This window comes from Barnesiella sp. CU968, from assembly GCF_905219685.1.
GTDB classification, from domain to species: Bacteria; Bacteroidota; Bacteroidia; order Bacteroidales; family Muribaculaceae; genus Lepagella; species Lepagella muris_A.
In genome coordinates this window covers 1-3,618 of sequence record NZ_CAJMXD010000303.1, presented here as the reverse complement: position 1 = coordinate 3,618, position 3,618 = coordinate 1, and the positions used below count along the sequence as shown (strand labels likewise).

General features: G+C 51.4%; 3 protein-coding genes. All 3 read left to right on the top strand.

Annotated elements, in window-relative coordinates; translation table 11 throughout:
* Positions 1–263: hypothetical protein (locus tag JX312_RS10605; protein ID WP_204457975.1), on the top strand; the 263-nt coding region annotated here is incomplete at its 5' end.
* Between the two features lie 219 nt (positions 264–482).
* Entirely contained in the window at positions 483–2,336 is a 1,854-nt protein-coding gene (locus JX312_RS10600; RefSeq protein WP_204457974.1) for a 2-oxoacid:acceptor oxidoreductase subunit alpha, read from the top strand.
* A gap of 31 nt (positions 2,337–2,367) precedes the next feature.
* Complete coding sequence (locus JX312_RS10595; RefSeq protein WP_124029433.1) at positions 2,368–3,393, top strand: 2-oxoacid:ferredoxin oxidoreductase subunit beta; 1,026 nt, start codon at positions 2,368–2,370, stop codon at positions 3,391–3,393.
* Positions 3,394–3,618 lie beyond the last annotated feature (225 nt).

Sequence of the window (3,618 nt, the reverse complement as noted above, 5' to 3'; positions counted from 1 at the left end):
AGCCCCGTTTCCTGAATTATACGTCATCACAAGGGAAAGTGATGCTTTACCGCCTCAAAGGCTCCGATGACACCGGATCTGGAGTGGATGAGACAATCCGAGATGACGAACCGGTGGTTGTCGACGGGCGCGATATAATAGTTCCCGCCGGAGGAGTTGTCTACGACCTCAACGGACGCCGCGTCTCCGGCATCGGACTCCAGCCGGGAATATATGTCGCGGTAAAGGCGAACGGCGAGGCTGTCAAGGTCTATATCCGCTGAAACCGCCGGCAGTAGCCGGCTGAGCATACAATTTCAGCGAAGGGGTTGCCGCCCCTTGAAATTCGATAATTATTTAAAAGAAATAGATTCCCCATATGCTTTATAGCAGATGGGGAATTTTTGTTGCTAAAATATTTGTGGAATTGGGGAATAAGATGTTATTTTGCCAAACAATCTTCAGATTGACAAATACCAAAAAACACAATAACAACCTTCGTTATGTTACAGGAAACGAATGTAAAGACCATCGACAAGGTGGTGATTCGCTTTGCCGGCGACTCAGGCGACGGCATGCAGCTTGCGGGAAATATCTTTTCCAACATTTCCGCCGGAGAAGGAAACCAGATCTCCACGTTCCCGGATTATCCGGCAGAGATCCGCGCGCCCCAGGGTTCGCTGAGCGGAGTGTCGGGCTATCAGGTGAGTGTGGGTAAGGATGTGCACACCCCCGGCGACCAGGCTGATGTGCTTGTCGCGATGAATCCCGCCGCCCTCAAGACCAATCTCCGCTATCTCAAGCCAGATGGGATCATCGTATGCGACGGAGACTCGTTCACCGAGCAGAATCTCAAAAAGGCGGAATATTCCACAGCGGATCCGGTAGCCGAACTCGGCATCAATCCGGCGCGGATCATGCTCGTGCCGATGACCACGCTTCTTAAGTCCACACTTGCCGATTCCGGTCTTGACCAGAAAGGTATGATGAAGTGCAAGAACATGCTTGCACTGGGCATCATCTGCTGGCTGTTTGACCGTCCGGTAGAGGGCGTGCTCAAAAAACTTCAGGCAAAATTCGCCAAGAAGCCGGCAGTATACGAAGCTAACGCAAAGGTTGTGAAAGCCGGATGGGATTATGGTCACAACACGCACAGCTCCATGCCTGTATACCGCATCGAGACAGCTTCGGCGGAGAAAGGCACCTATATAGACGTTACCGGAAACACCGCTACCGCCTGGGGGCTTATAATGGCATCCGAGAAGAGCGGACATCCTCTTTTCCTGGGTTCTTATCCTATTACCCCCGCCACCGACATACTCCACGAGCTTGCCAAACGCAAAGACCTCGGTGTCAAGGCATGTCAGATGGAAGATGAGATTGCCGGCGTATGTTCCGCAATAGGAGCGTCATATGCCGGTCACCTCGCGGTGACATCCACGTCAGGTCCCGGTCTTGCGTTGAAATCGGAGGCTATCGGACTTGCCGTCATGGCAGAGCTTCCGCTTGTGGTTATCGATGTTCAGCGCGGAGGTCCCTCAACAGGTCTTCCTACCAAAACAGAGCAGACCGACCTCATGCAGGCTCTTTACGGCCGCAACGGCGAGTCGCCTCTCTGTGTGCTATCGGCGGTCAGTCCTACCGACTGCTTCGAGATGGCGTTTCAGGCATGTCGCATAGCCATTGAACACATGACCCCCGTCATTCTTCTTACCGACGCCTTTATCGGCAACGGTTCATCGGCGTGGCGTGTGCCCGAGAAAGACGATTATCCGGAAATCAAGGTGCCGCTCGTATCTGCGGAACGTCTGGAACAAGGCTGGAAACCGTATGACCGCGACAACGACACGCTGGTGAGATACTGGTCAATTCCCGGCATGGAAAAAGGCATGCACCGTGTGGGCGGTCTTGAGAAAGATTACGACACATCTGTCATCTCGACAGATGCCAGGAACCACGCACGTATGGTAGAGACACGTCGGGAGAAAGTGGCGCGTATAGCACGCGACATACCCAGGATGCAGCCGATGTTCGATGAGGATGCCGACACTATCCTTCTCGGCTGGGGAGGCACATACGGTCATCTGCTGACAGCAGCCACAGAACTCAACGCCTCCGGCCGCAAGGTCGCCTTCTGGCAATTCCGCTATATCAATCCTCTGCCCGAGAACGCGATAGAGGTTCTTTCGAAATACAAACGCATCATTGTAGCCGAGCTCAACACGGGTATGTTCGCAGACTATCTGCAGATGCATCTGCCCGGCAAAGAGGTTCTCCGCATCAACAAGATCGAAGGACAGCCCTTCCTCGTAAGCGAGGTGGTGGAAGGAGTGATCTCGCATATGGAAAACAGATAACGGAAGTATAACCCAATCAAAAACTCTAACAATGGAAGAGACAAAGACCACGGGCTATACGCCCGCCGATTATAAGAACAGCCAGAACGCCCGCTGGTGTCCCGGCTGCGGAGACCATGCCATTCTCAATGTGCTTCACAAAGCGATGGCGGTGATAGGAGTCGCTCCCAAAGACACAGCCGTAATATCAGGTATCGGTTGCTCCTCGCGTCTTCCCTATTATATGAACACATACGGCATGCATACCATCCATGGTCGTGCGGCTGCAATCGCAACCGGTGTCAAGACCGCCAACCCTGAGCTTACAGTATGGCAGATATCAGGCGACGGCGACGGACTCGCCATCGGCGGCAATCACTTCATTCATGCAGTGCGCCGCAATGTGGATATCAACATGCTTCTTTTCAACAACAAGATATACGGTCTTACCAAAGGACAGTATTCACCGACATCCGACCGCGGGGCTGTGACGAAATCGAGTCCTTACGGCACTGTCGAGGATCCCTTCATTCCCGCAGAATTGTGTTTCGGCGCGAGGGGTAACTTCTTTGCCCGCGGCATAGACATCACACTCGACATCACACGCGACTGCATGGTTGCCGCTGCACGTCACAAGGGTGCGGCTGTCGTTGAGGTTCTTCAGAACTGCGTGATATTCAACAACGGCGTGCATTCATATTTTACGGACAAAGATCAGCGAGCCGACCATACTATTCTTCTACGTCACGGCGAGAAGATGCTTTTCGGAAAGAATATGGACAAAGGTCTGGTCCAGGACGGTTTCGGACTGAAGGCGGTTACAGTGGGTGAAGACGGCTATACAATCGAGGATGTGCTGGTGCATGACGCTCATTGCGAGCAGAACTTCCTGCAGCAGCAACTCGCTATGATGGACGGACACGAGCTCCCTGTGGCACTGGGTGTCATCCGCGACTATCAGGCGCCTTCGTATGAGACGGAGGTCGAGCGTCAGGTCGCAGAGGTCAGTGAGAAGAAAGGTTTCACCTCTCTGCGCGACATGATACTAAAGACCTGCGAAAGCTGGACAATAGAATAATACAGAGTGAATATTCCGGTTCCTGTAAACCGGAGCAATGATAAATTTGCTTTTGTGTATAAAATCATGCACAAAAGCAAATTTTTTGTGCACATTTTAATGAAAAATTTCCATAATTGAAATATTTTGATTTACTTTGCACTCTGAAATAAAGAAAAATAAGAAAAATTATTAACATCTAAAAAATCTTATTGATATGTCAGACATTGAAAAAAGAGTAAAAGA